24 protein-coding genes are annotated in these 23724 nt (G+C 27.4%); 13 read left to right on the top strand and 11 right to left on the bottom strand.

What is annotated here, in order from left to right:
- The first annotated feature begins 74 nt into the window (after nucleotides 1-74).
- Nucleotides 75-1778 (top strand): flagellin A, encoded by a 1704-nt coding sequence (locus CINS_RS00755; protein ID WP_039649012.1) that lies wholly within the window; start codon nucleotides 75-77, stop codon nucleotides 1776-1778.
- 30 nt (nucleotides 1779-1808) lie between these two features.
- On the opposite strand, the gene CINS_RS00760 is transcribed toward CINS_RS00755, so the two are convergent.
- The 5 genes from CINS_RS00760 to pseI are packed head-to-tail and all read right to left on the bottom strand — an operon-like array spanning nucleotide 1809 to nucleotide 10351.
- Entirely contained in the window at nucleotides 1809-3689 is a 1881-nt protein-coding gene (locus tag CINS_RS00760; protein WP_039649013.1) for a motility associated factor glycosyltransferase family protein, read from the bottom strand.
- Nucleotides 3690-3692: 3 nt separating this feature from the next.
- Nucleotides 3693-5564, bottom strand: coding sequence for a motility associated factor glycosyltransferase family protein (locus CINS_RS00765; RefSeq protein ID WP_039649014.1), 1872 nt, complete (start codon nucleotides 5562-5564; stop codon nucleotides 3693-3695).
- Between the two features lie 2 nt (nucleotides 5565-5566).
- A complete protein-coding gene (locus tag CINS_RS00770; RefSeq protein ID WP_039649015.1) occupies nucleotides 5567-7303 on the bottom strand; it encodes a motility associated factor glycosyltransferase family protein in 1737 nt (578 codons plus the stop codon).
- Between the two features lie 52 nt (nucleotides 7304-7355).
- The gene (locus tag CINS_RS00775; protein ID WP_052251929.1) at nucleotides 7356-9314 is read right to left on the bottom strand and encodes a motility associated factor glycosyltransferase family protein; all 1959 of its coding nucleotides are present in this window, start codon (nucleotides 9312-9314) and stop codon (nucleotides 7356-7358) included.
- Nucleotides 9314-10351, bottom strand: coding sequence for a pseudaminic acid synthase (pseI, locus tag CINS_RS00780; protein ID WP_039649016.1), 1038 nt, complete (start codon nucleotides 10349-10351; stop codon nucleotides 9314-9316). Before pseI ends, CINS_RS00775 begins: the two co-directional genes overlap by 1 nt.
- 112 nt (nucleotides 10352-10463) lie before the next feature.
- Here pseI and CINS_RS00785 point away from each other — a divergent pair, with 112 nt between their 5' ends.
- From CINS_RS00785 to CINS_RS00795, 3 genes are read left to right on the top strand one after another with little or no spacing between them, the layout of a single operon-like run.
- Entirely contained in the window at nucleotides 10464-10886 is a 423-nt protein-coding gene (locus tag CINS_RS00785; RefSeq protein ID WP_039649018.1) for a chemotaxis protein CheX, read from the top strand.
- Nucleotides 10883-11179, top strand: a complete 297-nt coding sequence (fliN, locus tag CINS_RS00790) for a flagellar motor switch protein FliN (RefSeq protein WP_039649020.1) — start codon at nucleotides 10883-10885, stop codon at nucleotides 11177-11179. Before CINS_RS00785 ends, fliN begins: the two co-directional genes overlap by 4 nt.
- Nucleotides 11176-11925 carry a hypothetical protein gene (locus CINS_RS00795; RefSeq protein ID WP_039649022.1) on the top strand — a complete coding sequence of 250 codons (750 nt, stop codon included), beginning with the start codon at nucleotides 11176-11178 and terminating at the stop codon, nucleotides 11923-11925. The genes fliN and CINS_RS00795 overlap by 4 nt, the downstream gene beginning before the upstream one ends.
- Before the next feature lie 3 nt (nucleotides 11926-11928).
- Here CINS_RS00795 and CINS_RS00800 read toward each other — a convergent pair whose 3' ends face one another.
- From CINS_RS00800 to plsY, 5 genes are all read right to left on the bottom strand, one after another.
- Nucleotides 11929-13425 carry a Ppx/GppA phosphatase family protein gene (locus tag CINS_RS00800; protein ID WP_039649024.1) on the bottom strand — a complete coding sequence of 499 codons (1497 nt, stop codon included), beginning with the start codon at nucleotides 13423-13425 and terminating at the stop codon, nucleotides 11929-11931.
- The gene (locus CINS_RS00805) at nucleotides 13425-13670 is read right to left on the bottom strand and encodes a YfhL family 4Fe-4S dicluster ferredoxin (protein ID WP_039649027.1); all 246 of its coding nucleotides are present in this window, start codon (nucleotides 13668-13670) and stop codon (nucleotides 13425-13427) included. The genes CINS_RS00800 and CINS_RS00805 overlap by 1 nt, the downstream gene beginning before the upstream one ends.
- A 114-nt stretch (nucleotides 13671-13784) precedes the next feature.
- Nucleotides 13785-14459 (bottom strand): homeostatic response regulator transcription factor HsrA, encoded by a 675-nt coding sequence (gene hsrA, locus CINS_RS00810; RefSeq protein WP_039649029.1) that lies wholly within the window; start codon nucleotides 14457-14459, stop codon nucleotides 13785-13787.
- Nucleotides 14460-14536: 77 nt separating this feature from the next.
- Nucleotides 14537-14854 carry a dihydroneopterin aldolase gene (locus CINS_RS00815; protein ID WP_039649031.1) on the bottom strand — a complete coding sequence of 106 codons (318 nt, stop codon included), beginning with the start codon at nucleotides 14852-14854 and terminating at the stop codon, nucleotides 14537-14539.
- Nucleotides 14839-15450 (bottom strand): glycerol-3-phosphate 1-O-acyltransferase PlsY, encoded by a 612-nt coding sequence (plsY, locus tag CINS_RS00820; protein WP_039649033.1) that lies wholly within the window; start codon nucleotides 15448-15450, stop codon nucleotides 14839-14841. Before plsY ends, CINS_RS00815 begins: the two co-directional genes overlap by 16 nt.
- A 200-nt stretch (nucleotides 15451-15650) precedes the next feature.
- Between plsY and CINS_RS00825 the strand changes: the two genes are divergently transcribed.
- The 9 genes from CINS_RS00825 to obgE all read left to right on the top strand — a co-directional run bounded on the left by CINS_RS00825 (nucleotide 15651) and on the right by obgE (nucleotide 23434).
- On the top strand, nucleotides 15651-16682 hold the full coding sequence (locus CINS_RS00825; RefSeq protein ID WP_039651265.1) for a cytochrome c551 peroxidase: 1032 nt from the start codon (nucleotides 15651-15653) through the stop codon (nucleotides 16680-16682).
- 104 nt (nucleotides 16683-16786) lie between these two features.
- Nucleotides 16787-18133 (top strand): COG3014 family protein, encoded by a 1347-nt coding sequence (locus CINS_RS00830; RefSeq protein WP_039649035.1) that lies wholly within the window; start codon nucleotides 16787-16789, stop codon nucleotides 18131-18133.
- Nucleotides 18130-18453 carry a putative periplasmic lipoprotein gene (locus CINS_RS00835; protein ID WP_039649036.1) on the top strand — a complete coding sequence of 108 codons (324 nt, stop codon included), beginning with the start codon at nucleotides 18130-18132 and terminating at the stop codon, nucleotides 18451-18453. Before CINS_RS00830 ends, CINS_RS00835 begins: the two co-directional genes overlap by 4 nt.
- Nucleotides 18454-18464: 11 nt before the next feature.
- The gene (locus CINS_RS00840; protein ID WP_039649037.1) at nucleotides 18465-19094 is read left to right on the top strand and encodes a hypothetical protein; all 630 of its coding nucleotides are present in this window, start codon (nucleotides 18465-18467) and stop codon (nucleotides 19092-19094) included.
- A gap of 21 nt (nucleotides 19095-19115) precedes the next feature.
- The gene (locus CINS_RS00845) at nucleotides 19116-20441 is read left to right on the top strand and encodes a DUF6844 domain-containing protein (protein ID WP_039649039.1); all 1326 of its coding nucleotides are present in this window, start codon (nucleotides 19116-19118) and stop codon (nucleotides 20439-20441) included.
- Between the two features lie 11 nt (nucleotides 20442-20452).
- Nucleotides 20453-21610 carry a hypothetical protein gene (locus CINS_RS00850; RefSeq protein ID WP_039649041.1) on the top strand — a complete coding sequence of 386 codons (1158 nt, stop codon included), beginning with the start codon at nucleotides 20453-20455 and terminating at the stop codon, nucleotides 21608-21610.
- 123 nt (nucleotides 21611-21733) lie between these two features.
- The gene (gene rplU, locus CINS_RS00855; protein WP_039649043.1) at nucleotides 21734-22042 is read left to right on the top strand and encodes a 50S ribosomal protein L21; all 309 of its coding nucleotides are present in this window, start codon (nucleotides 21734-21736) and stop codon (nucleotides 22040-22042) included.
- Between the two features lie 10 nt (nucleotides 22043-22052).
- Nucleotides 22053-22307 carry a 50S ribosomal protein L27 gene (gene rpmA, locus CINS_RS00860; RefSeq protein ID WP_039649045.1) on the top strand — a complete coding sequence of 85 codons (255 nt, stop codon included), beginning with the start codon at nucleotides 22053-22055 and terminating at the stop codon, nucleotides 22305-22307.
- A 95-nt stretch (nucleotides 22308-22402) separates the two neighbouring features.
- On the top strand, nucleotides 22403-23434 hold the full coding sequence (gene obgE, locus CINS_RS00865; RefSeq protein ID WP_039649047.1) for a GTPase ObgE: 1032 nt from the start codon (nucleotides 22403-22405) through the stop codon (nucleotides 23432-23434).
- Nucleotides 23435-23468: 34 nt separating this feature from the next.
- Here the strand turns inward: obgE and CINS_RS07915 are convergent, their stop codons facing one another.
- The gene (locus CINS_RS07915; RefSeq protein WP_232012947.1) at nucleotides 23469-23609 is read right to left on the bottom strand and encodes a hypothetical protein; all 141 of its coding nucleotides are present in this window, start codon (nucleotides 23607-23609) and stop codon (nucleotides 23469-23471) included.
- Nucleotides 23610-23724: the final 115 nt, after the last annotated feature.

Below are 23724 nucleotides of genomic sequence, written 5' to 3' on the forward strand. Positions count from 1 at the left end.
TATTCAATCTATTTTAATCTTGGAATAGATATTGCTTTTATATTTTCATAGCAATATTATTGAAAGGATTTAAAATGGGTTTTAGAATAAACACCAATATAGGTGCAATGAATGCACATGCAAATTCAACTATAAATGCAAGAGAATTAGATAAATCTCTAAGTAGACTTAGTTCAGGTCTTAGAATTAACTCTGCAGCTGATGATGCTTCAGGTATGGCAATAGCTGATAGCTTGAGATCACAAGCTAGCACTTTAGGACAAGCTATTAATAATGGTAACGATGCTATAGGTATTTTACAAACAGCTGATAAAGCTATGGATGAACAGCTTAAAATCTTAGATACTATTAAAGTAAAAGCTACCCAAGCTGCTCAAGATGGACAAAGCACAAAAACAAGAAACATGCTTCAAGCAGATATTAATCGTTTAATGGAAGAACTTGATAATATAGCAAATACTACAGCTTTTAATGGTAAACAATTGTTAAGTGGTGGTTTTGTAAATCAAGAATTCCAAATGGGTGCTCAGTCTAATCAAACCGTTAAAGCTACTATAGGACCTACTCAAAGCTCTAAGATAGGAGTTACTAGATTTGAAACAGGTTCTATGTCTAAATCAAGTGGTGTAACTGAGTTTGTTATTAAAAATTATAATGGTGTGGATGATTTTAAATTTCCTCCTGTTACTATATCTACTTCAGTAGGAACTGGTCTTGGAGCTTTAGCTGAAGAGATTAATAGAGTAGCTGATGTAACAGGAGTTAGGGCTAACTTCTTAGTTCAAACTACAGGTGCAGCTCCTATGAAAGCTGGTACTACAAGTGATGATTTTGCAATTAATGGAGTAAAAATTGGTAAGATAGAATATCAAGAAAATGATCAAAATGGAGCCTTAATTTCAGCTATTAACTCAGTTAAAGATGCAACAGGTATAGAAGCAGCTAAAGATGAAAATGGTAAATTAATCCTTACTTCTAGAGAAGGTAGAGGTATAAAGATAGAAGGCAATATGGGTGGAGGATCAGGAATATTGAAAGATCATTATGAAAATTATGGTCGTTTATCTTTGATTAAAAACAATGGTAAGGATATTTTGATTTCAGGTGCCGGTCTTTCTGCTATGGGCATGGGAGCTACAGATATGATATCTCAAGCTTCTGTATCTTTAAGAGAATCAAAAGGACAAATTGACACTAATGTAGCTGATGCTATGGGATTTAATGCTTACAAGGGTGGTGGTAAAATAATTGTAACTCATTCTTCTGTTTCAGCTTATATGAGTGCGGATGGTAGTGGTATGTCTGCTGGTTCAGGATTCTCTGTAGGTAGTGGTAAAAATTATTCTGCTATATATGCAGCAGACAATATTTTATTTGCTACTGCATTCTCTGTAGCCTTTGGTGTAACTGTTGTTGCTGGAAATTCTCAGTTTGCAAATTTTTTAGCTTCTATGAGTATAGCAGCTAAAGATCAAACTCCTGGGGTTACTACTTTAAAAGGAGCTATGGCTGTAATGGATATAGCTGAAACTGCTACTGCAAATTTAGATGCTATTAGAGCTGATCTTGGTTCGGTGCAAAATCAAATTACTGCTACATTAAATAATATCAGTGTTACTCAAGTAAATATAAAATCAGCTGAATCAAACATTAGAGATGTTGATTTTGCTGCTGAGAGTGCGAATTTTTCAAAGTATAACATCCTAGCTCAAAGTGGATCTTATGCTATGAGTCAAGCAAATGCGGTGCAGCAAAACGTTTTAAAACTTTTACAATAATATTTTTAGTAAAGAGCTTAAAACTCTTTACTAAATCAATTTTCTTTTTTCTAATACATCTTGCAAAGGTATAATAGCTATTTTTAAAGCTTTTTCTTGAACTTGAATAAGTTCAGTGATGTCTTCAATCCAAGCCTTATGTGCTTCAAGCCAAGCTACTAGTTTATTTTGTCTATCACTTTCATTATGAATAGAACTAACATAAATTTTAGAAAAAGTACTTTCTAGATGAAACAATGAAGGACTTAAAATTTCTCTTAAAAAGATAAATTTATTGCTTTCTAATTTTTCTTTTAAAGAATCGATTTTTAAATTTAATTCATCAAAAGTTAAGCGAATTTTACTTTGAGTATTTAATTCTTTGTGCAATTTCTTACAAGTTTTTAAAAAATTTTGGCTTAATTTAATATTTTTTTTGATTTGATTATAAGCTTTAAGCATTAACTCTTCGCTTTCTTTACGTTTTAAATTTTGTAATTTCGTAAAAGGCTTTTTAATATCTTGAGTTAATAATTTTTCACAAAGTTCTTTAAGGGGTTTTTCTATAGTTCCTTCTATCCTAGCCCCGCCTTCGGTAGCATTATAAATTTTTGCTTTTGTTTGTTTGTAAAATAAATTTTCAAATACTTGTTTAAATAAAACCCAAACTTGAGAACTTTGAACAAAACCTTTACCACCATAAGCTGGAATTTTAAATTTATCTTTATCTCTTTCATAGTCATTTATATGATAATCGCTATGTAAAAAATCTTCGGTGTGGGATTTACCTTCCTTGCTATAAGCTAGATCTTGCCCTATTAAAATAATATTTTCATGGCCTAATAAAAGTGCTAATTCATAATTTAAATGAGCTACACTCATTCCACCTTGAACATAGCCAAAATCATGTAAACCCAAAGAATGTGCAAAAGGATAAGATCTAGATACTAACATGTATTTTCTTTTGTTTTTTTCCAAAAAATTTATGGTATCTTTATGTGCTAAAGAAGCTAAGATAAAAATAATATTTTCGTCAAATTTGCTAAAATCATTATCAAAACATTTTGCTACTATATCATCTCTTTCTAACATACAAACATAATCAGGTTTGATACCTTCTTTTGCTAGTATAGGATAAGCACTATCAGCACAAAAAATTGTGGCTTTAGAGGCATATTTTTTAAGCAAAGGAAGCTGTTTTTTTAAAGATGGTCCAGTAGCCACTAAAATAGCGTTTTTGCTTTTATTGCTTCTTTTTTTCTTTAGTTCGTTAAAACTAGGATGAGTCAGCATTTTTGGTAAATTTAATACAAATTGTTCTACTCCTTGCATAGCATCAATTGGATCATTACCCCTTCTTAAAGCCATATTTTTAATAACTTTTGAATTTAGATCATTAATAGCTTTAATTTCTTCTTTTTGTTCTTGTTCGTAAAAATTAGAATGTATGTGAAGATTGTATGTTTTTAAAAATAAATCAAAAAAAGAGCATAAAAAATCAGCTTTAGCATCATTCATTTCTTTGGTATGTATGAGTATAAACCTACCTTCTTGTAATTCTTTGGAAAAATCAATTACATTTAAGATCAAAAATATAAGTTCTAAGTCTCTCTCAAAAACTACTATTCTTTTATGTTCTTTATTTTTTAATAAGGCTTTGTAAAAAAATCCATTTCCTAAACCATAAAAAAATAAAATTGGATATCTTGTATAATTTTTATTAAAATTTTCTAAATTTTCTTCTAATTCTTTTAACGGATTTTTATATAATGTTTTAGAATATTTATAAAGAATATTACAATTTAATGGGTCTTTATCATAAACATAGGTATAATCTTTACTCTCTTTTATTTTACTTAATTTTTGTTTTAATATTTTGTATTCTCCACCTGCTAAAGAATTTAGATTTTTCTTAAAAATTTTTGTTTTCATAGTCTACCTTTTTTTGCTACAAATATCGTCATTTTTGATATATTTTTCTAGTTTATTTTGTATAAGTTCATTTTCTATAAATATCTTATTTTTTAGTATGAGTGAATTTAAATATTCTAAATTAACACATATTAGATTAAAATATTCTAAGTGAGATTGTACCCAAGCTTTTGTTTTTTCTAAACGCATATTTTCATCAAATGCTTGTATCACATAAATTTTTCCTAGTGTAAAGCGTAATTGATCAAGAAAACATGCTAATAAAAGTTTGATCAATATGTTGTCTTTAAAATCATCTAGATCAAAATCGTCTAAGTATTTTATAATTTTATCTAAATCGGTATTTTTTTGTATAAATTCACATTTTTTTGTGTATTTTTTGATATAAAACTCAGTATTTTTTAGTAAAATTAAAGTCCTATGGTAAAATTTTAAAAGATATTCTTGTTTTTTATTAGGTAAGGGGTTGCTAAGTTTATTAAAAGATTTGTTAATCACTTGAGTTAATAAATTTTCGCAAAGTTCCTTAAAGGGTTTTTCTATAGTTCCTTCTATCCTAGCTCCACCTTCAGTGGCATTATAAATTGTTGTTTTAGAGTTAGAGATTAAATATTCTAAATTTACTCTAAACATATCCCACGCTATATGAGTTTGAACGTAATCTTTACCACCATAAGCTAGAGTTTGAATTTTATCTAAATTGCTTTCAAAATCTGAACTATGTTTGTAATTTTTAGGATGAGATTCGCCTAAATCATTATAAGCTAAATCTTGTCCTATAAAAATAATATTTTGAAATTCTAATAAACTGGCTAATATAAAAGCGAGATGTGCTACTGATATAGCATAATCTACATAGCCAAAATTGTGTAATGCAAAATAAACTTCAAAAGTTTCTTTTGAAATAAGCATAAAATTTCTATCATTTTGTTCTAAATATTTTATGGCATTTGGATGAACTAAAGAAGTTAAAATAAAAGTGATATCTTTATCAAATTTTCCAAAATCATTATTAAAAAATTCTGCTGTAAAATCGCTTCTTTCTACCATAAAAACATAATCAGGTTTAATACTGGCTTCATGTAGTATGGGATAAGCGCTATCAGCACAAAAAATTACCACATTTTCTTGATATTTTTTAAGCAAAGGAAGTTGTTTTGTAAGAGATGGTCCAGTAGATACTATAATGGCATTTTTTGCTTTATTTTTTCTTTTCTTTAAAAGTTCTTTTAAAGAAGGTTTGGAAATCATGGTTGGTATATTATTTATGAATTGTTCTATACCTTGAAAAGTATCTTGAGTGCTAGTGCCCTTACTAATAGAAATAGTTCTAATGCATGAGAGTATTTTGGTATTTAGATTTAAAATATTTTCTTGGTATTGTTCATAATATTTGCAATGAGGCTCTAAAAAATATGTTCTTATAAATTCTCTAAAAGGATTTTTAGACATTAAAGAAAGTAGCATAGAATTTTCAGCATCATCTTTTGCTAAAATTAGTTTACCTTCTTGAAGCTCTTTAGAAAAATCTATATAAAAAAACAATAAATGTATTAATTCAAAATCTTTTTCAAATACTACTATATGTTTTAAATTCGGATTTTGAAGCAAGGCTTTGTATAAAATACCATTGCCAAAGCCATAAAAATACAATACAGGATAAAGACTAAAATTTTGGTTATAGTGATTTAGCATCATATTTAATTCTTTAAGAGGATTTTGGTAAATGGCTCGACCTTGTCTATCACTAATATTTATATCTAAAGGATCTTTTCCTTGTATTATTTTATATGCTGATGAAGTGATTTGTTTAAATGTATCTTTAAAAATTGGATTTAAGGCGTTAATATTTTTTGTGTATAAATTTTTATCCATAATTACTCTTTTAAATTTTCTTTTATAGTTTTATTATATTCTTCCAGATAAAGAATGATTTCTTCAAAGAAATTGATTTGCTCTTGCAGATATATTTTCTCATTTCTTTCTTTATTAACTTGGTATTTTACAACTTCACATTCATTTTGATAACATCTAGCGTGTAGTATATCGGAAAAAAAATCACTTTTTGGAATTTTTAGTCTGAGTTTTTCTAATTTTGCTATATTTTTTTCTGCAATAGCTTTTTGACATTCTTTTACAAACAATTCACTTTGTCTTATTTGCTTTTTTAGTTTTTCTTTGCATTTTTTTAGTGTTTTTTCTACATTTTTTGGAGCTTGTAAAAATATTTTTTTATCTAATTTTTGAGTTAATAAATTCTCACAAAGTTCTTTAAAAGGCTTTTCTATGGTTCCTTCTATCCTAGCTCCACCTTCAGTTGCATTATAAGTTGTGATTTTTAAAATATCTCTTGCTAAAGCAACATCTTTTTCAAAACTTTTTAAAAATAAATACCAAGTTAGTTGAGTCTTAACCTCTCCTTTTCCACCATAAGCACAGATATTTTTATAAAAAAGTTCTTCATCTCCTTGTTCTCCATATAGGTGTTCTTTTGGGTGTGAAGTGCCATCTTTTGCATACGCTAGATCTTGCCCTATTAAAATAATATTTTCAAATTTTAAAGCACCAGCTAGTTCATAAGCCATATTAGCCACACTAATGCCACTCCCTAAAAATCCATATTCATTTAAACCAAGTTTACTTTCAAAAAATAAAGGCCTTAAGACAAGCATATAATTTCTATTATTTTGTTCTAAATACTCTATAGTTTTAGGATGAGTTAAAGAGGATATAATAAATAAAATATTATTATCAAATTCGCCAAAATCGTTATTAAAAAATTCACTAGTAAAATCAACTCTTTCTAAAGAAAAAACATAATCAGGTTTGATATCATATTTTGCTAGTATATGATATGAACTATCAGCGCTAAAAATTATCACATTTTCTTGATATTTTTTAAGCAAAGGAAGTTGTTTTGTAAGAGATGGTCCAGTAGATACTATAATAACATTTTTTGCTTTATTTTTCCTTTCTTTTAAGAAATTTTTAAAAGGCATATGAGAAATGATTTTTTCAAGATTAATAATATTATGTTTTATACCCATTAGGGCATCTTTTGGATCATTACCTCTGCTTAAAACTAAAGTTTTGATAATGTTTAGTAAATTTTGAAGTAAAACATTAGCTTCATCAGAATAAAAATTTAAGTAAAAATCATTGTAAAAATGAAAATTAAAAATTTTCATAGTATGTTTGATATTAGGATAATCAAAGAGAATTTTAAGTTGAGCTGTAGTGATATGTGGTGTAAAAAATAAAATTAGTTTTTCTTTTTTTAAAAAAAGACTAAAATCATATAGATGAAAGGCTAAATATAAAATTTCTAATTCTTTTTCAAAAATAATTATATGTTTTAAATTTTTATTTGCATTTAATTCTGTAAAAAAAGTTCCATCCCCAAAACCATAAAAAAACAACACAGGATAAAGTTCAAATTTATCTTTATCGAAGTTGTGATTCTTATCTAAAAATACTTGATTTTTTTCATCAAATATTTGATTTTGTATTAATTTAAAACGAATAGTAGTTGAGATTTTTCTAAGCTCGTAAGCTAAAATTTGATCAACTTCAAATAAAGCTTGAGTATTTTTTAAAAACAATTCTTTATTCATATTTTTCCCATAAATTTTTATTAAGCCATTTTTTAATTATATCAAAATGGCATTAAATAAAATTCATAGGTTTGAAAGTAAAAATTCTTTGTTTAAGTTTAGTAGATTTTATTTTTTGAATTTGCCTGTGTAAATTGTGTTGTTTTAAATTTTCTTCTAAAAACAAAGAAGAATGTTCTAAAGTTTTTCTTAAAGTTTTTATATGCTCTTCTAACATGGTAATCCATTCTAAGTGTTCTTGTATCCATAGTAGAGTTTTGTTAAAACTATCTTCTTTTGTTTTTGGGTTTAAGACAAAAATTCTAGCTAAATTTAAGTCAAATTGTATGTTGATAGAAGTAGTTATGGATGCTATAATAGAATTTTTTTCTATTTTAGTTTTAAATTCATCAAGCTTTTTAATTAAAATTGTAAAATTTTGCTCATCAGAGCTCAAAAAACTTATGTGATTATGAATATTTATACATTCTTTTTCTAAATCTTGACAAAATTTAATTATCTCATATATATTATAAAAGGCTTTTAGTTTTAATTCTATTTGTCTTTTATGGTTTAATTTTTCTAAATTCTTAAATGATTTTTCAAAGTTTTTATCTAATATATTCTCGCAAAGTTCTTTAAAAGACTTTTCTATAGCTCCTTCTATCCTAGCTCCACCTTCTGTTGCATTGTAAGTAGTGATATTGCATAGTTGTTTGACATTAAAAATAGCCTCTTCAAGTTGAATTTTAAATAAATTCCAAGTTGTTGTAGTTTTAACTTCTCCTTTACCTCCATAAGCGGTAGTTTTTAAATTATAATCTATATCTTTGGGATCATAAGTATCATATTTTCCGTAGTGATACTCTTCAGGATGGGAAGCACCATCATTTGCATAAGCTAAATCTTGACCTATTAAAATAATATTTTGATGTTTTAAATGCATTGCTAGCATATAACCCATTACTGCAACACTACTTCCGGTGTATATATAACCAAAATCATTTAGTCCTATAAAATTTATACAAGGAGAATATTCAGATATAATTGTAATATTAGTTTGTTTTTTATTCAAATATTTAAAAGTATTAGGGTGTGTTAAATATTTTAAAACAAAAACTATATCTTTATCAAATTCTCCAAAATCATTATTAAAAAATTCACTAGTAAAATCAACTCTTTCTAAAGATAAAACATAATCAGGTTTTATATTGTATTTTGCAAGTATAGGATAAGCACTATCAGCACAAAATATTGTTGCTTTATTAGAGTATTGTTTTAAAAGCGGTAATTGTTTTATTAAAGAAGGACCTGTAGAAACTATTATGGCATTTTCTCTTGCATTGCTTCTTTTTTTAAGTAATTCTTTAAAAGTGATACAAGAAACAATATTTGGAATATTATGTATAAAATTTTGCACCCCGATCAAAGAATCCTTTGAGTCATTTCCAAAACCATAAATAATTTTCTTTATATGCTCTTGCATTTGTCTATTTATTTTTAAGATATCATCTTGATATTTTTCATAATAATCACAATGTAAGTCTAAAAAATAAACTCGCAAAAAATTAAAAAATGGAGAATGTCTGCAGATTCTTTCAAAATCATTTATATTTATGGCGCTAGTATCAAAAATGATTAAAGAGTTGGTTTTTAATTCTTCGCTAAAATCAATATAATGAAAACTAAGAAAAATAAATTCTAGTTCTTGTTCGAAAACTACTATTTTTTGATGATGTTTGTTTTGTAATAGCACTTTATATAAAATTCCATTTCCAAAACCATAAAAATAAAGTATGGGATATAAAAAATATTTATCATCATAAGTTTTAATTTTTTCATGCAAATCAAAAAGAGCATCATCATAAATTTTATTATACCCCCCCCCATAATTTTCTTTTATAAAATTGATATCTAAGCTATCATCTCCTATTTGAACTTGAAATTTTCTTTCATTAAAATTTTGTAATTTTTCTTTTAATCTTTTATCTTTTAAAGCATTGATATTTTTATCAAATAAATTTTCTTGCATTAATTTCCTTCAAAATCACTTTCTTTTAAAGCTTGAGCAAAATCTATATTTTTAGTAGCTTTTTTTCCCAAGATCGAATTTAAAAATTTGGGGTGTAGGCCTAAGTTAGGTCTTATGCTTTTGACATTATCTAAAGTAAAAATTTCCCCTTTTTTTATATCTTTGCTAGCATATAAACTTCTTGCAAAATGGCGATTTTTTAAGGTATTATTATCTAATTTTATATCATTTTTTCCCAAGGCATTTTCACTTAAACGTACCATATGACACATTTGTTTAAATTCGTCAAAATCAAGACTAAAATTAGCATCAGCACTTTGTAAAGTTTTATCGAGCATAAAATGTTTTTCTATTACTCTAGCTCCCAGTGCGACAGCTAAAACGGGAGCTAAAAAACCTTCGCTATGATCACTTAAGCCTATAGTTGTATTAAATTTTTGTTTTAAAGTGATAATAGCATTTAAATTTAAATCTTCTATTTTAGATGGATAAGCAGAGGTACATTTTAGTAAAATTAAATTTGGGTTTTGTTCTTCTTGAAAAATCTTGATAATTTCATTTAATTCTTCTTCGTAAGCAATTCCAGTTGATATTAAAGTAGGTTTTTTTTCTTTTGCAACATATCTTACAAAATCATAATCATTAACTTCAAAGGAAGCTATTTTATAAGCTGGTGGATTAAATTGTTTTAAAAAATCAAGATCTATTTTACTAAACGGACTAGAAAAGCACATTAGATTTTCTTTCTTTGCGCATTCAAAAAGTTCTTTGTGCCACTCATAAGGAGTTTTGGCCTCTTCGTATAGCTCATAGAGTTTTCTCCCTTTCCATAATCCATCTTTTATCAAAAAATCATCTTTATTTGAATTTAAGGTTAGGCTATCTGGGGTATAAGTTTGTAATTTTATAGCATCAGCGCCTGCTTTTTTAGCTGCTTTTATAGTTTTTAAAGCTGTATTTAAATCATTTGCATGATTAGCAGAAAGTTCAGCGATGATAAAAACTTTTTCATTTAAATCAAAATTTTCTATAAACACTATTTTCCCTTTAATTTTTATATGTATTTTATAGTTAAATTATTAATTATGATTAAAGGTTTATTTAGTAAAATAATTTCTATTAAAAATCGAGCTTTTGTAAGGATTTGTTATGAATAAAACTTTAGAATATTCTATACACCATTTTTTTGTACAAGTTTTGAAATTTAAAATAGAATCAACAAACACTATAAGAGGAGAGCTTTATGGAGCTTCTATTCCTATATATTTTAAAGACAAAGAATATAGTTTTTATCTGTTTTTTCAAAAAGAAGCTTTAAATGAAATAGCTGCAGTTTTATTGCATGATAAATTAAAAGAAGATGGTTTGGCAGATTTAGTTAAGGAAATTGCTAATCAAATTGTAGGTTATGCTAAAAAGTTACTTAATGATACTAATGGAAAAGATGAATTTAAGCTTGGCGTGCCAGAATATTTAGGTCATGTAGAAAAACTTTCGTCTATTAAATTAAAGGAAAAATTTACTTATAATTTAAAGAATTCTAGTTTTAGAATAGGATATAAGAGTTTATGATGGAAGATCATCTGGGGTTATTACAATCTTATGAAGAAATTTTAGATATTAGTGTAGATTTTGTTAGTGAACTTGGCACTACAAATATGAGTGTCAAAGAGTTGTTAAAGCTTGAAGTAGGCTCAGTGATAGATCTTGAAAAGCCCGCTGGAGAAAGTGTTGAACTTTATTTAAACAAAAGGATTTTTGGTAAGGGCGAAGTAATGGTATATGAAAAAAATCTCGCCATTAGAATAAATGAAATTTTAGATTCTAAATCAGTATTACAATACTTTAAAAAAGAATTGCAATGAGGTTTTTGCTGCTTTTTATTTTAGCTTTACCACTTTTTGCTGCAAAAATAGTAGATTATAATATTTATACAAGAGATGATAGAGTTGATATCACTTTTTCTTTTGATACGCCTTATAAAGGAGGTGTGAGTCAAAATAAAAAAGGCAATACTCTCATCGTAACATTAAATGCAAAAATTTCAAAAGAAGAAGATAAAGTTATAAATTCTAATTTCGTAAAAAAGATTAAAATATTTTCTCAAAAAGAAAAAACTTTGGTAGTTTTAGACACGGGAGAAAATGTGGAATTAAAAGCTGATGTAGATCAGTATGTGTTAAGATTGCGTGTTCAAAAAGAAGGAATTGTTCAAAAGCCATTGCAAACTAAAGAAATGCAGATGGATACCAAGCAAAATGAATATGATTTTACAACTTATATTTTGGTTATGAGTGTTTTAATACTTTTACTTGTCGGGTTGTGGATTTTAAAAATTTATCTAAGACAAAGATATCCTTTAGATAGAAATTTTAATTTAATTTTTCAAAGACCACTTGACAGACATAATCAACTTGTGGTATTTGAATATGGAATGAAGCGTTATACCATGGTAGTTGGAAACTCTAATATTGTTTTAGAGTCAAATCAAATTTCAATGGAAGAAAATTCTTTAAAATTAACTCCTAAAGAGACTCAAGAAAAAGATTTTAATTCTTATTTTGAAGAAAATAAACAAAGATTGCAAGATTTATTATCAAAACAAAAATAAAAATTATATTTTCTGATTAAATGCTAAAACTATGAGTTTTGGTTTTGCTATCTTTTTGATTTCATCATTAGAAAAATATATTTCTTTATCATTCAAATAAATATATAAAGTATGATTTTTTAATACAAAATTAAGATTTTCATTCGTATCTTTTGCGAGTTTTTTTGCTAAAGCTAGTATGAAATTTAACCAAGAAAGAATATGGGTGTTTGGTAATAAAATTTTAAAATATTCTATTGTGTAAGGATTTATTTTTTTACCATCTAATTTTAATAAAGTAAAAATCAATGCTAACTCTTGATGAGAGTATCCAAAATTTAACCCATTTAATGCCATGTATGCACTATGTTCATTTGAAAAATAAAAATTTATTTTCTCTCCAATTAAAGCTATCTTCGCTGCATTGATCAAATCATTTTTGTAACATTTGTCTATATTGTGCAAAGGTTCTAAAGTATCAAAAATTTTATTAGCAAAGTACGCAATTTTATTAGGATAATTCACGCTAAAGCGATCTTGCAAAGATTTTAAACTTGGATTAAAATTTGGAGGAAATTTGGAATTAAATTTTAAAAAGTCATCTGTTTGTTCTTGAATTTTATTATGCTTAGCGAAAATATTAGATAAAAAGACTCCCTCTCTTACCCCAACTGCCGATGTAATAATTCTTTTTGCTTTTAAATTTTTAAGCAATGCAAGGAATATCACACAACCTTCTTTTATGGTGTCAAAGCGATCTTTTTTTATATTAAAATCAATCAAATTTTTTGCATTTAAAATTTTTTCTATGTGATTTTTTTCTTTTTCGAATTCATAGCAAAAATTATGAAGTATTTTCAAAGGATAAGAATTTTTTTTCATAATGGAGGTAGATATAGCCCTTAAACTTCCACCAATTGCTATAATATTGTCATTATGAAATTTTTTTGGAATTTGTATTAAAATTTCTTGTATAAATTTATCTAAAGCATTAAATTTTTTATTATCATAAAACAACTCTTTAAGCCTTACAGTTCCAATATCTAAAGAAAGACAATCAATAATTTTACCATTTTTTATCAAGCATAATTCTGTAGATCCACCACCTATATCTATAGTCGTGGCATTTTGTGTATTTGATAATAAATTTAATGCAGCAAGACCACCGAGAAAGGATTCTGTTTTGCCATTGATGCATTTTATATTTAAACCAACATTGCGCATAATCCTTTTTATGAAATCTTTAGAATTTGGCGCATCTCTTAAAGCTGAAGTCCCAACTGCGATAATCTTATTGCACTTTTCTTTCAAAGCTTTTTCTTTAAAATAAGCTAGAGCTTGTTCAGCTTTATACATTGCACTTTCTTGAAGAATTTTATTGTTGTTATAGGCATTTTCTCCAAGACGAACTTTTTTTTTGTACTCACTACAAATATAAAAACCATACCTTGATGTTCTTTCAAAAATAACCATGCGGATGGAATTTGAACCAAGATCAATTACTGTAGTTTTTTTAGCCATTAATAAGCTTTATTTTTGTGTTTTAAGCGAAGTTCTTCAATACTTTCAACATTGTCAGGATCAGGAATAATACAATCAACAGGACAAGCTACTATACAGGCTGGCTCTGAAAATTCATTAACACATTCTGTGCATAAATCAGGATCTATTACATAAATTGGATCATTATCGTAAATTGCCTCATCAGGACATTCTTCCCTACAGGCATCACATGATATACAATCTCTGGTGATTAAAAGTGACATTCTTTTCCTTTTTATAAATAGTGAAAAACTTATACTATATAAAAACTTATATGTAATTTAAAAAGAAAGAAAATGAAATCTCATTATTTGTATTTTGAAATTCCATTTTAATATTTAATTTGATTTTTTAGGAAAACAAAAGCGATATCCTCTGCGACGTACAGTTTCTATAGTAGAAATATTTAAAGGTTTATCCATTTTTTGTCTTATTTGATTAATTGCTACTTCTATAACATTTGGAGTTACAAGTTCAGGTTCTTCCCAAATTGCATCTAAAAGTTGTTCCTTGGATACTATTTGATCAGAGTGTCTTGCTAAATGTGTTAAAACCTCAAAAGGTTTTCCTTTTAATTCTATATCTTTTCCTTGATAAGTGATTTTTTCTTCATCTGGATCTATTGTTAAATCATCAATTTTAATAATATTAGTTCCACCAAATCTAAGCCTAGCTTCTATTCTAGCCATTAAAATATCATAATCTAAAGGTTTTTTTATAAAATCATCAGCACCAACTTTTAATGCTTTAATTTCATTATCTTTATCTGCTTTAGAACAAAGTGCTACAATGGCTGTTCTAGGTGATTTTTGTTTGATTATATTTATTAAATCACTCGCATCACTGCTTTCAATTAACCAATTTGTTAATACTAGGTCATAATGTCGAATACCTATAAAATATTCAGCATCTTTAAAATTTTCAGAAGAGTCTGTTTGATAACCAAATTCATTTAAAGTGTTTACAATTGTCTTATTTAGAGTTGCTTCATCTTCTACTACTAAAATACGCATTATATTCCTTTAAGGATAATTTTAGGAAGCAAGTATATCACAAATTAAGCAAATATTCAAAATTCTTTAAAAATATTTTAATATTTTTTAGTTAAGGTAACACCGACTTTGGCATTAGCTATAATATCTGGCTTATAGCAAGTTATAGATATAAATTTAACTTTTTTATGATGTTTTTTTATATTTTTACATACATACTTTAAAGATTTTTCTATAGTTTTGAATTTTTTCTTTTTATAAATTTTTTCTATACGTTTACATAATTTAGCATAATCGAGAAATTTTTCACTTTTAGCTTCCAAATCTATTAGGATTTTTTGTTCTTGAATTCTCTCAAAATCCAAAAGTCCTATAATGCACTTAAATTCTAAATTGATTTTTATATGACTTTGCATTCTTTTTTTCCTATTAATCTCACAATATTAGGAATATGTTTATAAACGACTATAAATGCGATAATAAATATAGGGGCATGTGTATTTATAACTGGAATGTCATAGTGGAATATAAATGATGAAATGATTAAAACTAGTAAAGCTATGAGTGAGGCTAAGCTAGAAATTTTGAAAATTTTTCCTGTAAGAAACCAAGCTATAATAGCTACAAGTATTTCTAAGGGTAAAAACAAGATCAACACACCAGCTCCAGTAGCAATTCCTTTGCCACCTTCAAATTTTAAATATGGAGAAAAACAATGTCCAAAAACTGCCAAAACAGCCATGGTCCATAAAATATTATCATCATAATTTAAAAATTTAGCTATCAAAATAGGCACAATGCCTTTTAAAGCGTCTAGTACCACCGTGGTAATAGCAAGTTTTTTAGCTAATTGCGGATTATTTTCTTTTAAAACTCTTAAAACATTAGTTGCACCTATACTTTTACTACCGAAATTTTTAATATTAGTTTTGGCAAAAATTTGGGTAAGTATTAAGCCAAAAGGAATACCTCCTATAAGATATGCTAAAAGATAAATGATTAAATTTTCCATTAATTTTTCCTACTATATTTATAGTGAATGGAAATGATAATAAAATAACGCTGAAAATAAGTTTTAATAAGGATTATATTTCATAATAATTTTTATTTTTTGATTATAATTTTTTATCTTATTTAAAGAAAATTATAGATATATTTTCATAAAGTTTATTAATTTAGGCTTTATTTTATCTTATTTTTAGGAGTAAAATGATGAAAAAAATTCCATTATTGATTGCATCTTCATTATTAGTTGCGACTTCAGCATTTGCTGACAAAGCATTGTTAGAAGAAGCTAAAGCTGCTGGTTTAATGCCTTTACCAAAAGATCAAGCTGGGGTTGAAAAAATGCTAGATCAAATGGGTGTAAAAGCAAGTAAATTCTCTAAAGAAAAAGTAAATCTTGGAAAAAAATTGTATTTTGAACCAAGACTTTCAAAAAGTGGTTTGATTTCATGTAATACCTGTCATAACTTAGGCATGGGTGGTGCTGATGGTGTTGAAGCTGCTGTTGGACATAAATGGACAGAAAACCCTCATCATTTAAATTCTCCAACGACATACAATTCTGTTTTAAATTCAACTCAATTTTGGGATGGTAGAGCAGGTACTTTAGCAGATCAAGCAAAAGGTCCTATTGAAGCAGAACCTGAAATGGCAACTCCAGCAAAGCTAGCTGTTGAAAAAATTGCTTCTATGCCGGAATATGTAAAAGAATTTAAAAAAGTTTATGGAAACGATGGAGTAACTTTTGATAATATCGCTGATGCGATAGCGACTTTTGAAAGAACACTTTTAACTCCATCTAAATTTGATAAATTCTTAGAAGGTGATACAAGAGCTTTAAATAAAAAAGAGCAAGAAGGTTTAAAAACTTTCATTGATAAAGGATGTACAGCTTGTCATACTGGTGTAAATTTAGGTGGAAGCATGCAAGCTTTTCAAGTGGCTGCACAATATAAATTTGCAAATGTTGGAGATTTTAAAGGTGATGCTAATGGTTTAGTTAAGACTCCTACTTTAAGAAATATAGCTGAAACTGCACCTTATTTCCACAATGGTGCTATTTGGTCGTTGCAAGATGCTATCAAGGAAATGGGTAGTGTTCAACTTGGTATAGAAATTTCTGATAAAGAAGCAGCTTCTATTGAAAAATTTTTAAATACTTTAACAGGTAAAAAACCAACTATCACTTATCCACAACTTCCAAAAGCTACTGAAAAAACTCCAAAACCAGAGCTTTAATAATAAAGAACCCAAAAATATATTTTTTGGGTTTAAAAATAATTAATCTTTAATTATTCTTTTTGTACAATTCCAACCTTTTAAACACTATTTGAGGATTATTTATGAAAACTAAAATTTTATTTTGTCTTATGAGTGCAATAATATTTATATTTACTGCTTGTGCTGATCATGCAAAAGTAAACAATGACTTAGAGCAAAAATTAACTCAGAAATTTTGTTCAGATGATTTTTTTACTCAGGAAATGAGTAAGGTGGACAAAAAAGATGATGCAGTTTATGTGGGATTAAATGTAGGGTTGATCGCAAGAAATTGCGGTGATTTTAATCTTAGTAATGATTTTTTTGATAAGGTAGAAAATTCATATCAAGTCGATGTTGATCTTAGAAATGGCGCTGAAAAAATTCTAAAAACTACAGCAACTACTTTAATTAATGATGATATGTTAGATTATGATGGATCTTTATATGAAAGAATTATGGTAAATGTTTATAAGGGTTTAAATTTTATGAGCGAAGGTGATCATAATAATGCTAGAGTTGAATTTAAAAGAGCATTATTACGTCAAGATAGGGCAAAAGATTATTTTAAAAATCAAATTGCAAAAAATAAAGCAGATTTAGAAAAAGCTAAAAAAGAAGACCCAAATTTTACAAAGAATTTTAATGATTCAGCTAAAGAAATAAATGCTCAATATGTTAATTTATTTGAAGAATTTTCAACGAGTGAAAAATTTACCAATCCTTACGCAACTTACCTTGCTTCGATTTTTTATTTTATGAATCAAGATTATACTATAGCTAAGGATTTATTTAAAGAAATTAGAATTTTAAATTCTAAAAATAATGAAATTAATAAAGAATGGAAAGTAATTAATTCTGCTAAAAAAAATAAAAAATATATTTTTGTGGTATATGAAAATGGTTTTGGTGTGATAAAAGATGAATTTAAACTTACTTTACCGTTAATTTTAAATGATGCGATAACTTCAGCATCAATTGCTTTACCGACTTTGAAAAAAAGAAGTCAATCTTTTGATCATCTTAGTGTAAATGATGTTAATACTACAAAATTAGTAAATTTAGATGATGTGGTTGCGAGTGAATTTAAATTTGAACAACCGGCAATAGTTACAAAGGCTATAAGTTCTGCTATTTTAAAAACAATTGTAAATGCAGCAGTGGCTAATAATGACTCAACAGGAGGAATTTTAAGTTTAGCTAGTGGGATTACAACAGCAATGGTAACTAAAGCAGATGTTAGATCTTGGAGAGGATTGCCGCAAAGTATAGGAGTTGTTGTGGTTGAAAATAATGGTAATGTTGTTATCCAAACACCTAATAAAGAGGTATTATTTAACCAAAAAGTGAATTTAAAAAAGAATGTTTTGATTATAGTTCGTTCTTTTGCACCAAATATTACACCTAATATTAATGTGATAGAAAAATGAAAAAAATAATTTTTCTACTTTTAAGTTGCATGTTTTTGTTTTCCCAAGATGACATTGGTAAAATTAAACATGCCAATGTTAAAAGCGTTAAAGAGAGAATTGGCGATTCAGGTTTATTGGAGGTCCAAATAGTTTTTTATAGCTCAGTTAATAAGGAGCTTTCTTACAAAATAGAATGGTTTGATAAAGATGGTTTTGTAGTAAAAAATACTATAGATAGAAATTATAAAACTATTAGATTAATGGCTAGACAAGAGCATATTGTGCAAAATATTGCTACTGATAAGAAAATAAAAAAATACAAAATCTATATTAAATAAAAGGAAAAAATATGAAAAAAATTAAAATCTTGACAAGTATTGTAGCTGTTGGTGTTTTATTTAGTGCTTGTATGCAACAACCAACTTATGTAGATGGTACTGCAGCTAAAGTAAAACAAGGTGATTCTTTAAGTATGAGTTTAACTGGAGAAGATTTTGATAATACCGCAAAAGAAATGTTAAATAGTTTATTTAATTCAGCTTATGTTGTAAATAAAATAGGAAATTCAGGCAAGGCTATTGTTGCAGTTTATGATGTAGTAAATAACACTGCTTTAAGGGTGGATACAAGGAATTTAACTGATTTAATGGTAGAAGAACTTATCAATTCAGGTAAATTTGCAGCTTCAGCTACTCAAGGTAATGATACTGCCACTCAAAACAATATGGATGATGTTATGAGTGATAAAGATGATGATAGATATGACAAAGCTACGGTTTCAAAAAATTACACACAAATTAGCGCATCTTTAACTTTACAAGGTAGATTAGATCAAAAAAATGTAAAGCTAAGCAATGGAAAAACCCAAGTGGAATACTTTTTTGTTATGAAGTTAGCTGAAAAAGTTAGTGGTTTGGTAGTATGGCAAAAAACAAATAGAATCAATAAACTTGGGTCTAGCAAAACTGTAAGTTGGTAATAATTATAAACTAGGATAAGAATGAAAAAGATATTATGGATAGGTTTTTTATGTTTAGCAAATTTTATTTTTGCACAAGATGAAATTACTCAAGAGGATGTAAAAATTCAAAATGAAATATCTAGTATTAATGAAAATATGCCTAAAAATTTAGATAATTTTTTTAACGAATTTAAAGAGCAATACGGCATAGAATATGGACAAACTGAAAAAGGAAGAACATTTTATATTGGTAGAGCTGATGTTTTGGTAAATGATACAGATCCTCAATTTTCAAAAGCTTTACAACTTTCTTATCAAAAAGCTTTATTAAATCTTCAAGTGGAATTTATCAAAGATGCTTTTGGGCGTATGAGTACTGAGAAGATAAGTAATTATGAAGCTGATAATTCAACTAATGCAAGAGAGTTTGAAGAGCTATCAAAAGGAGGAACTTTTTCTCAAATTATAGATAAAGTAACACAATTAGCTGGCGCAAAATTAGATAAGGCTTTGCAAGATATGGGTATAAATGTTAGTGGTTTAACCGAGGAAAGGAAAAAAACTCTATTTAAAGAACAATTTTTAATTAAAAATTTAACTTCTGCTTTTAGGAGTATGAGTGGTTTAATTCCTGTACAAACAATTATTACACAAAAAAGAGGAGAATATCAAGTCGGTGTAATAGCTGTTATCTCTAATAAAACTAGACAAATTGCAAAAGATATGAGTTTGGGTAGAAAAAGTTTGATTGTAGGTAAAGGAAGATCTATAAATGATTATTTACCTAAGGATGAGAAATCTTATTTAAATGAATATGGAATTCGTTTAATTTATGATGAAAATGGGGCTCCTGTTATTTTAAGTTATGGAAATTGGGGTTTTGTGCCAAATGCTAATAATAAAATGACAAATCGCCTAGAAGATGATGCTAAGAAAAATGCTTCCACTCAAGCAGACGCTGCTATCTTAGAATTTGTAAATACAAATTCAAGTTTTAAAGATGAAAGAGTTGCAGGTGAACATTATGAGGAGCTTATTAAGCAGAGTCTGAATATAAATGATAATTCTGTACAAGATCAAGAGCAAACTATAGCAAATATTATAGATAAAGTTAAAACACAGATTAAGGCCAGTGCTAGTGGTAAATTAAGAGGCATTAGAACACTTAAAACTTGGAATTATACAGGAGAAAATGGGGTAGAATTTGTTGGTGCTGTGAGATATTATTCTTATGATAATTTAAAAAATACAAATGAAGCTTTAAATTCAAATCAAAATCAAGAAGGAAAAAATCAACAAACACCTAAAAATCCAGCTAATATACAAAGAAAATCTAATGTAGTCAATGATATTGATGATTTTTAAGGGTGTATAAGATGAAAATTATTAATATAGCTATATTAATTTTAATTTTAGGATTAAATTTAAATGCAAAGGTTGTTACATCTGTCTCTACAAAAACAAGTGTAGGGGAAGGAACAGGTTTAACTAGAGAAGAAGCAATTAATAATGCAATTGTTGAAGCTGTAGGAAAAATTAATGGAGTTAGTATAAATTCTATAAAAACATCAAATGCTTTTATGATTAGTGATGGTGAAAATACTAATTTAAAAGAGCTATATAGTGAAAATTTATTAAAAGCTACCAGTGGAAAAATTGATTCTTATAAAATTATAAATGTAGAAGAAAACGGAAATAAATATATTGCTTCAGTAGAAATTTTTAAATCTACGGTAAAAAAAGCTTATGATATTCCAGGTCATAAATCAGATAGTAGAAGAAGTATTACAGTGTTTAATACCTCTTCTAATTATAGAGAGTTTGGTAATATTTTACAGCAAAAAATTATCACCGATTTGCTTCAAAGTAGGAAATTTAATGTTTTAGATAGAGATAGTAAGGGATATTATGATATGGAAAAATCTCTTATTAAATCAGATGATGCTAATTCTGATGAAATTTATAAGCTAAAAAATGTCTTGGCAACAGATTATATATTATTATTTAATGTTAGTGGTATAGATGCTGCAGCTAATGGAAATAAAAATAAAATTGAGATTGTGGTTGATTATAGAGTACTATTATTTGCAACAAGACAAATTAAATTTTCAAATACTTTAACTATGAAAGTAAACTTAAAAGATAATTCTTTAATAGCTAGTGAAAAAGTAAGCGAAAAAATCGCAAAGAAAATTTCAGATGATATTTTAAATGCTATTTATCCTTTAAAGGTTGCACAAGTTAGTAACAATGAGATTATATTTTCGCAAACATTAACCAATGATGATATTTATGAATGCTATTCTTTGGGTGAAGTTATAAAAGATTCTTATACAAAGGAAAACACTGCAAGAATTGAAACTAAAAATGGAATGGTAAAAATTATACACTCAACACCGAAATTATCTTATGCGCAAATCATTGAAGGAAATGTAAAAAAAGGAGATGTATGCAGACCTTTAGATGACAGTGGCGTAGGAATAGAAAAACAACATAGTGTAAATCAAAATGGAACAGTAAATTTGGGTTGGTGATTAACCTAAATTTAAAAAAAAATAAGTATAATCACAAGTTTTAGCCATTAAAGCTTTCTAAATTTATGTTTTATACATAATGCTTTATGGTGCTACCAAAATATTTTAAGAAAGGATAGCTGTATGTATGCTATTATAAAACACAGTGGAAAACAATATAAAGTAAGCCAAGGTGATGAGCTTAAACTTGATCGTTTTGAAGCTGAAATAAAATCAAGCATAGAAGTAAGCGAAGTTCTTGCTGTATGCGATAAAGAATTAAAGGTAGGTGCACCATTTGTTGCGGGTGCAAAAGTTGTTTTAGAAGTAATTACTCACGGAAAAGATAAGAAAGTTGTAATTTACAAAAAAAGACGTAGAAAAGACTCAAAATTAAAACGTGGTTTTAGAAGACAATTTACTCGTGTTAGAGTAGTAGATATTAAAGCTTAAGGAGTAAAGAATGGCACACAAGAAAGGTCAGGGTTCAACTCAGAATAATCGTGATTCTATAGGTCGTCGTTTAGGCGTTAAGAAATTTGGTGGAGAATTTGTTCGCGCTGGCAATATTATTATTCGTCAAAGAGGAACAGCAACTCATGCAGGTAATAACGTAGGTATAGGAAAAGATCATACTATTTTTGCTTTAATTGATGGTTTTGTGAAATTTGAAAGAAAAGATAAAAATAGAAAAAAAGTTTCTGTTTACCCTGCATAATTTTTAAGGCTACTTTGTAGCCTTTTCTTCGTTTTAAACTTAAAATATTATAAAAATTATAGTATCATTTTAAAATTTTTGTATTTGGTGATCGCATGTTTATAGATAATGTTAAATTAACTCTAAGTTCTGGAAATGGTGGCAAAGGAGCTGTAAGTTTTCGTCGAGAAAAGCATGTACCATTGGGTGGTCCTGATGGTGGCGATGGAGGAAATGGCGGTAGTGTATATTTTATTTGTGATAATAATACTCATACTTTAGCACATTTTAAAGGAAAGAAAGAACTTAAAGCTCAAAATGGCTATCCAGGACTTGGTCGTAATAAAAATGGCAAACGCGGGGAAGATTTGGAGTTAATTGTTCCACAAGGTACTCAAATTATTGATGCACAAAGTGGGGAAGTTTTGCTTGATATGCTAGTAGAAGGCCAAAAAGAACTTTTTTTAAAAGGTGGTAAAGGCGGTCTTGGTAATACTCATTTTAAAAATTCAACCAATCAACGCCCAGACTACGCACAACCAGGCGTGGCAGGAAAAACCTTAAGTGTGCGCTTAGAATTAAAACTCATAGCAGATGTCGGGCTTGTAGGCTTTCCAAATGTGGGTAAATCAACTCTTATAAGTGTTGTATCAAACGCTCGACCAGAGATTGCTAATTATGAATTTACAACATTAACCCCAAAACTTGGCATGGTAGAGGTTGATGATTATAATTCTTTTGTAATGGCTGATATTCCAGGAATTATTGAAGGTGCAAGTATTGGCAAAGGTTTGGGGCTTGAATTTTTAAGACATATTGAGCGTACTTCATTTTTACTTTTTGTTTTAGACCCTTTAAGAGATATGAGTTTAAAAGATCAATTTATAATTCTAAGAAAAGAACTTGAAAAATTTTCTAACAAACTTTTTAGTAGAAAATTTGGAATTATGCTTTCAAAAAGTGATAGTGCAAGTTTAGGTGAGGAATTTGCACAAAAAATGGATCTTGATTTTGATGAGCTTTCTAAGTATTTAAAAGAACAAAACAATCCTCAAAGTTTTTTTGTTAAAGTTTCAAGTTTAGAAAAGACAGGACTGAAAGAACTTAAATTTATGCTTTTAGATGAAATTAAAAAAATTAGAAGTTAAGCTAGCTAATTATATTAAAAATACATAAAAATAATCAAAGAATTTTAAAAAATTCTTTAATATCTACTTCTAAAATTTTTGTAATTTTATACAAATGTTCAATAATATAATGAATATTTTTGTATCCAGCTTCTGCTCCACTTACTAGTGAAACGGATTTGTATCCTATAGCCAAACTTAGTTCTAACTAAGAATAACCTTTTTCTTTTCTAACTTTAGCTACATTTTGTGCTATTTGTTTATAAAATAAATAATTAATTTCATTTTTATTAAATTCGTAAATCAAAATA

Source organism: Campylobacter insulaenigrae NCTC 12927 (genome assembly GCF_000816185.1).
GTDB lineage: Bacteria > Campylobacterota > Campylobacteria > Campylobacterales > Campylobacteraceae > Campylobacter_D > Campylobacter_D insulaenigrae.

Excerpts from the sequence above, each read along its gene's own strand:
- CINS_RS00825 (WP_039651265.1), top strand. The coding sequence starts at position 15,651 with ATGAAAAAAATTCCATTATTGATTGCATCTTCATTATTAGTTGCGACT.
- CINS_RS00800 (WP_039649024.1), bottom strand. The coding sequence starts at position 13,425 with ATGGCTAAAAAAACTACAGTAATTGATCTTGGTTCAAATTCCATCCGC.
- CINS_RS00835 (WP_039649036.1), top strand. The coding sequence starts at position 18,130 with ATGAAAAAAATAATTTTTCTACTTTTAAGTTGCATGTTTTTGTTTTCC.
- plsY (WP_039649033.1), bottom strand. The coding sequence starts at position 15,450 with ATGGAAAATTTAATCATTTATCTTTTAGCATATCTTATAGGAGGTATT.
- CINS_RS00785 (WP_039649018.1), top strand. The coding sequence starts at position 10,464 with ATGAATAAAACTTTAGAATATTCTATACACCATTTTTTTGTACAAGTT.
- CINS_RS00815 (WP_039649031.1), bottom strand. The coding sequence starts at position 14,854 with ATGCAAAGTCATATAAAAATCAATTTAGAATTTAAGTGCATTATAGGA.
- CINS_RS00795 (WP_039649022.1), top strand. The coding sequence starts at position 11,176 with ATGAGGTTTTTGCTGCTTTTTATTTTAGCTTTACCACTTTTTGCTGCA.
- CINS_RS00830 (WP_039649035.1), top strand. The coding sequence starts at position 16,787 with ATGAAAACTAAAATTTTATTTTGTCTTATGAGTGCAATAATATTTATA.
- CINS_RS00850 (WP_039649041.1), top strand. The coding sequence starts at position 20,453 with ATGAAAATTATTAATATAGCTATATTAATTTTAATTTTAGGATTAAAT.
- rpmA (WP_039649045.1), top strand. The coding sequence starts at position 22,053 with ATGGCACACAAGAAAGGTCAGGGTTCAACTCAGAATAATCGTGATTCT.
- rplU (WP_039649043.1), top strand. The coding sequence starts at position 21,734 with ATGTATGCTATTATAAAACACAGTGGAAAACAATATAAAGTAAGCCAA.
- CINS_RS00845 (WP_039649039.1), top strand. The coding sequence starts at position 19,116 with ATGAAAAAGATATTATGGATAGGTTTTTTATGTTTAGCAAATTTTATT.
- fliN (WP_039649020.1), top strand. The coding sequence starts at position 10,883 with ATGATGGAAGATCATCTGGGGTTATTACAATCTTATGAAGAAATTTTA.
- obgE (WP_039649047.1), top strand. The coding sequence starts at position 22,403 with ATGTTTATAGATAATGTTAAATTAACTCTAAGTTCTGGAAATGGTGGC.
- CINS_RS00775 (WP_052251929.1), bottom strand. The coding sequence starts at position 9,314 with ATGCAAGAAAATTTATTTGATAAAAATATCAATGCTTTAAAAGATAAA.
- hsrA (WP_039649029.1), bottom strand. The coding sequence starts at position 14,459 with ATGCGTATTTTAGTAGTAGAAGATGAAGCAACTCTAAATAAGACAATT.
- CINS_RS00840 (WP_039649037.1), top strand. The coding sequence starts at position 18,465 with ATGAAAAAAATTAAAATCTTGACAAGTATTGTAGCTGTTGGTGTTTTA.
- CINS_RS00805 (WP_039649027.1), bottom strand. The coding sequence starts at position 13,670 with ATGTCACTTTTAATCACCAGAGATTGTATATCATGTGATGCCTGTAGG.
- CINS_RS00765 (WP_039649014.1), bottom strand. The coding sequence starts at position 5,564 with ATGGATAAAAATTTATACACAAAAAATATTAACGCCTTAAATCCAATT.
- CINS_RS00760 (WP_039649013.1), bottom strand. The coding sequence starts at position 3,689 with ATGAAAACAAAAATTTTTAAGAAAAATCTAAATTCTTTAGCAGGTGGA.
- CINS_RS00755 (WP_039649012.1), top strand. The coding sequence starts at position 75 with ATGGGTTTTAGAATAAACACCAATATAGGTGCAATGAATGCACATGCA.
- CINS_RS00770 (WP_039649015.1), bottom strand. The coding sequence starts at position 7,303 with ATGAATAAAGAATTGTTTTTAAAAAATACTCAAGCTTTATTTGAAGTT.